The sequence below is a fragment of the Arenibacter lacus genome (genome assembly GCF_008711145.1).
In the GTDB taxonomy this organism is placed as follows: domain Bacteria; phylum Bacteroidota; class Bacteroidia; order Flavobacteriales; family Flavobacteriaceae; genus Arenibacter; species Arenibacter amylolyticus.
This window is the reverse complement of record NZ_VVIN01000111.1, coordinates 1-5,026: the sequence shown is the minus strand read 5'-3', so window position 1 is coordinate 5,026 and position 5,026 is coordinate 1. Positions and strand designations below refer to the sequence as shown.

Sequence of the window (5,026 nt, the reverse complement as noted above, 5' to 3'; positions counted from 1 at the left end):
GCTCGAACCAGGGACCCCTTGATTATGAGTCAAGTGCTCTAACCAGCTGAGCTATAGGACCATTTCCTTTCTTGATTCTTACTATTGGGAGGCTGATCTCCCAACAAATCCAATAAGGAACCGCAAAAATTGCGGGCCTGCCAAACGCAAGCGGGTGCAATATTACTATTTATTTTTCTAGACTGCAACAAAAACTTAAGTGACTATTGTTTTTTTCTGTTCCCGGAACCCAAAAAATCACTCCATCCCCCACTTATCTATCGGGGGAGTGGCATCTTGACACAATTCTATAAGCACCCCATTGGTACTCTTGGGATGCAGGAAAACCACTAATTTATTATCGGCTCCTTTTTTGGGCTTTTCGTTCAATACCGTAAATCCCTCCTTGGTGAGTCGCGCTATTTCCGCTTCCAAATCGTCCACCGCAATAGCTACATGGTGGATGCCCTCTCCTTTTTTTTCCAAAAACTTGGCTATGGGACTCTCCGGACTGGTGGGTTCCAGCAATTCTATCTTGTTGGGGCCCGCCGCAAAGAATGAGGTTCTTACCCCTTCCGAGGCCACGTCTTCTATCTTGTAATGGGATACGCCCAACAGTTTTTCAAACAGCAAATTGGAGGCTTCCAGATCGTGAACGGCAATTCCGAGGTGTTCTATTTTTTTCATTCTTCTATAAATTTAGCCAATAAAAACAATTTCACCTATCCCAATTGCCTATCCTAGCACAATGGTAGTTGCTTCCTTCTATCAAAAATACAACTTTTAAACCTAATATATCCCATTTTCCTAGGGGAGTTGCAAGGCTAGCCTTTGCCACAATTCCTTCTTATTTAATAAAAATGCTACAGGGAATAAGCGCCTAAGCCCTTTATTACATAGACAACTTTCAAAACCAGGCTCCATTTTTAGTGGTTTGCCCATAAACCAAATGATCCTGAATTTGAGGGAAACCACTTTCCCGTCCTTTAACTGCCGCTTTCCAAACCCTGCTCAACATCGGCTTATCCCAATAAAGTGATAGAATCTATTCATTTATATCGTATTTTTGCGGTATGGAAACACAAAGACAAAAGAAAATAGGCGGCGTTATTCAAAAAGATATCGCCGATATTCTACAGCGTGCCGCGACTGATGGAGGCTTAAGGGGAACGCTTATATCCGTATCCAAAGTTACCGTCACCACAGACCTATCTATTGCCAAGGTATATCTCAGTATTTTTCCGGCCGATAAAGGCAAGGAAATGATGGAGGGAATTAAATCCAATGAGCCCATTATAAAACACGAATTAGCACAACGTACCAGACACCAATTAAGACGTGTGCCCGAATTGTTATTCTTTTTGGACGATTCGCTGGAGTATATAGATGGTATTGAAAAATCCCTTAAGGGAGAGGAGAATCCGGTTAAGAACCCCGATTTATTGGAAAAAAGGAAAAAGTCTTAAGATTGAATTTCCCCTTTTACATCGCTAAGCGGTACCTGCGCTCCAAGAGTAGCCAAAATGCGGTGAATATTATCAATTTTATTACCTTTTTGGTAATCGTTATCGGATCGGCAGCTCTTTTTATTGTTCTTTCGGGTTTTGCCGGACTAAAAACTTTTAGCCTGTCCTATACCAATATGGTAGATCCAGACCTAAAAGCCCTACCCGTCAGCGGTAAGTTTTTCAATATTACGGAGGAACAGAACAAGGCCCTCCAAGGGCTCCCTGGAGTTATTGCCTATTCCAAGGAATTGGAAGAGAAAGTCTACCTTACCCACGATCATAAATCGCACATTGCCTATATTAAGGGAATAGATTCTGTGTACTTAAAAACCACCCCTATTGATAGTAGTGCTTATTTTTATGGGGATTGGGAAATCAATGCTCTACAAGGGGTCGCCGGCCAGGGCATTGCAAACCTATTGGGGTTAAGCATCAATAATTTTAGAAGTCCGTTACTCATACGGGTCCCCAAACCTGGTGGGGGATTATTGGGACAGCGGCAACTAAAGGATTCTTACAACGAAGCTTCCTTGGTCATCAGTGGCATCTATCAAATAGAGGAGGAGTTGGATCGTAAATACTTATTTGCCGATCTTCCCTTGGTACAGGCGTTGTTGGAGAAAGACAGCACCCAATTATCGGGCATCAATTTTAAACTGCAACCAAAGGCCAATATTTCAGATCTGAGAAAGGAAATTACAGCTATTTTTTCTGACCAGGTGGTGGTAAAAGATCGAATAGAACTGAACAGCACCTTGCACCGAATGCTGAATACCGAAAACCTAGCCACCTATCTCATTTTCACCCTAGTACTTATCATCGCCCTTTTTAACGTGGTAGGCGCTATTATTATGATGATATTGGACAAACAACAAAACTCCAAAACCCTATATAATCTAGGAACCACCATTAAATCCCTTAGACGTATTTATTTCTTACAGGGCCTGTTGGTTACTGGAATGGGCGGACTAATTGGCGTCTTTCTGGGATCTTTATTGATTGCCTCCCAGATACAATGGGGGTGGCTTAAAATTACCCCTACCCTTGCCTATCCGGTGGAATATAATTTCCTAAATGTATTGGTGGTACTAGCCACCATCTTTGTATTGGGAGTCCTTGCCTCCCTGATTGCCAGTAGCCGTATCAATAAGAAGTTAATTAGACAGTAATCGCTAGATTGAGCGATGTTTAGGGGGTTTCAAACTCGTACTCTCCAAATACATCCAACACCTCATCAAAAGCTGCAAAAACGTCTTCTGAGCGGTCACTGGTCACCATTTTCATCCGGTATTCCTTAAAATTGGGAACTCCCTTAAAGTAATTGGTATAATGTCTTCGGGTTTCAAATACGCCCAACTTTTCGCCTTTCCAGTCAATGGACATTTGCAAATGACGCCTAGCAGCATCTACCCGCTCTACCATGGTGGGAGGTGCGGCGTGGGTTCCCGTTTTAAAAAAGTGTTTCACCTCTTTAAAAAACCAGGGATAACCTATACTTGCACGACCAATCATTGCGCCGTCCAATCCGTATTCGTCCCTCATTTTCATAGCCATTTCTGGCGTATCTACATCTCCGTTTCCAAAAACGGGAATATGCATCCGTTGGTTGTTTTTTACCTCGGCAATAGGTCCCCAATCTGCTTCCCCCTTGTACATTTGTACACGGGTACGCCCGTGAATGGAAATGGCCTTACAACCTACGTCCTGTAGCCTTTCTGCAACCTCAACAATCTTAATAGAATCGTGATCCCAACCCAAACGCGTTTTCACCGTTACCGGTAATTTAGTGTGCTCTACCATTGCCTTGGTTAAAGATACCATAAGGTCTATATCCTTTAAGATACCTGCCCCCGCTCCTTTACAAACCACCTTTTTTACGGGACAGCCAAAATTGATGTCAATAATGTCTGGGCCCGACTTCTCTACGATTTCCACGGATCTTAACATGGAATCTAGGTTGGCGCCAAAAATCTGAATGCCCACCGGACGCTCCTTTTCATAGATATCCAATTTCATGACGCTCTTGGCGGCATCACGGATGAGTCCTTCCGAAGAGATAAACTCCGTGTACACCACATCGGCACCCTGCTCCTTGCAAAGGGCTCGGAAAGGGGGATCGCTAACATCTTCCATTGGCGCTAGCAACAATGGAAAATCCGGTAATTCTATGTCTCCTATTTTCGGCAAAACGGTACGTTTATAAATTTTGGATTGCAAAATTACAGAAAAATTCGCTAATCCTACACTAGGGAACTGAAAATCAGCCGTCAAAAAAAATAAGTGCGACTAGCTTAATGGCTATAAACCAAACCTTAAAAGCTTTAAGGAAGCCTTAACTCTTAGGCCATTTTTAAGAGGTATCTTTGTCGGTTCTATAATTCTGAAGCATACAATTAGACTATGAAAGGGCAAACCAATGTTAGCATAGCACATAAAATAGGGTATAGATTAAGTTTAGAAGTAGTGCTAATCCTCCTAGGCATCCTATTTATTGCTGCCAATTTACGGGCTCCTATCACTTCGGTTGGACCCGTAATCAACGAAATATCGGATGTATTGCATCTTTCACCGGCCTTTGTAGGACTCCTTACGGCCATACCCTTAATCTCCTTTGCCTTGCTATCCGTATTTGCCCCTAGGGTAGCCAGAAAAACCGGATTGGAAAGACTCTTGCTATACTCCATGTTTATCTTGGCCTTGGGATTGTTTGTGCGTTCGGTTGGCAATGTACCCTTCCTCTTTTTAGGCGCTGCCCTTATTGGTGCCGCCATTACCGTGGGGAACGTACTAATGCCCGCCTACATTAAAAAAATGTTTCCCAACAAGGTGGGTATCGTTACTGGGATGTACTTAGTTTCCATGAATCTTACCTCGGCCCTAGCTGCCGGATTTAGTATCCGTATTGGTCAGGCTAGCGGTATGGGATGGCAGGGCTCTATAGGAATATGGGGAGTACTGGCCATTTTAGCCATATTTATTTGGTATCCACAAGTAAAAAACGCTCCAGTAAATAAGGCGCAGCACAAGAGATCTTCTTCCAAAACCCTTTGGAAATCTACCTTGGCGTGGAATGTTGCGATATTTATGGGATTACAGTCGCTCTTGTTCTACTGCTTGGCCGCATGGCTGCCCACGGTATTGCAAAATTGGGGGATGGATGCCGATCGCTCTGGATGGATACTTTCCTTTATACAAATGGCCCAATTGCCCATTATGCTCATTGGTCCTATTCTTGCTGCTAAAATGAAGGATCAGCTCACCTTAGTATGGGTTACCTTTATCCTACTGATGCTAGGTTTGGCAGGAATCATTTTTGGAAAAACCAATTTTATAGTTCCCTCGGTCATTAGCATCGGTATTTCTTTGGGCTTGGCTTTTACCCTTGCCATGATGTTTATGGTACTGCGGACCAAGACCACAACGGAAGCGGCAGACCTATCGGGCATGTCGCAAACGGTAGGCTACATTATTGCCGCCTGTGGCCCGCCCGTATTTGGTGCGCTCTTTAGCCTTACTGGCAATTGGTACGTACCCTTGGC

At 43.5% G+C, this 5,026-nt stretch carries 5 protein-coding genes; 3 read left to right on the top strand and 2 right to left on the bottom strand.

Features of this window, described 5'->3' with window-relative positions; genetic code table 11:
* Window positions 1–237: 237 nt before the first annotated feature.
* The gene (gene mce / locus F1E73_RS16370; RefSeq protein WP_086475624.1) at window positions 238–666 is read right to left on the bottom strand and encodes a methylmalonyl-CoA epimerase; all 429 of its coding nucleotides are present in this window, start codon (window positions 664–666) and stop codon (window positions 238–240) included.
* A 386-nt stretch (window positions 667–1,052) separates the two neighbouring features.
* Between mce and rbfA the strand changes: the two genes are divergently transcribed.
* Together rbfA and F1E73_RS16360 are read left to right on the top strand one after the other, a co-directional pair.
* Entirely contained in the window at window positions 1,053–1,445 is a 393-nt protein-coding gene (rbfA, locus tag F1E73_RS16365) for a 30S ribosome-binding factor RbfA (RefSeq protein ID WP_086475623.1), read from the top strand.
* Between the two features lie 2 nt (window positions 1,446–1,447).
* Complete coding sequence (locus F1E73_RS16360; RefSeq protein WP_150452571.1) at window positions 1,448–2,656, top strand: ABC transporter permease; 1,209 nt, start codon at window positions 1,448–1,450, stop codon at window positions 2,654–2,656.
* 19 nt (window positions 2,657–2,675) lie between these two features.
* Here F1E73_RS16360 and dusB read toward each other — a convergent pair whose 3' ends face one another.
* A complete protein-coding gene (gene dusB, locus F1E73_RS16355; RefSeq protein ID WP_150452570.1) occupies window positions 2,676–3,674 on the bottom strand; it encodes a tRNA dihydrouridine synthase DusB in 999 nt (332 codons plus the stop codon).
* A gap of 213 nt (window positions 3,675–3,887) precedes the next feature.
* Here dusB and F1E73_RS16350 point away from each other — a divergent pair.
* Window positions 3,888–5,026 (top strand): CynX/NimT family MFS transporter (locus tag F1E73_RS16350; RefSeq protein WP_150452569.1); only part of this gene is annotated, 1,139 nt, incomplete at its 3' end.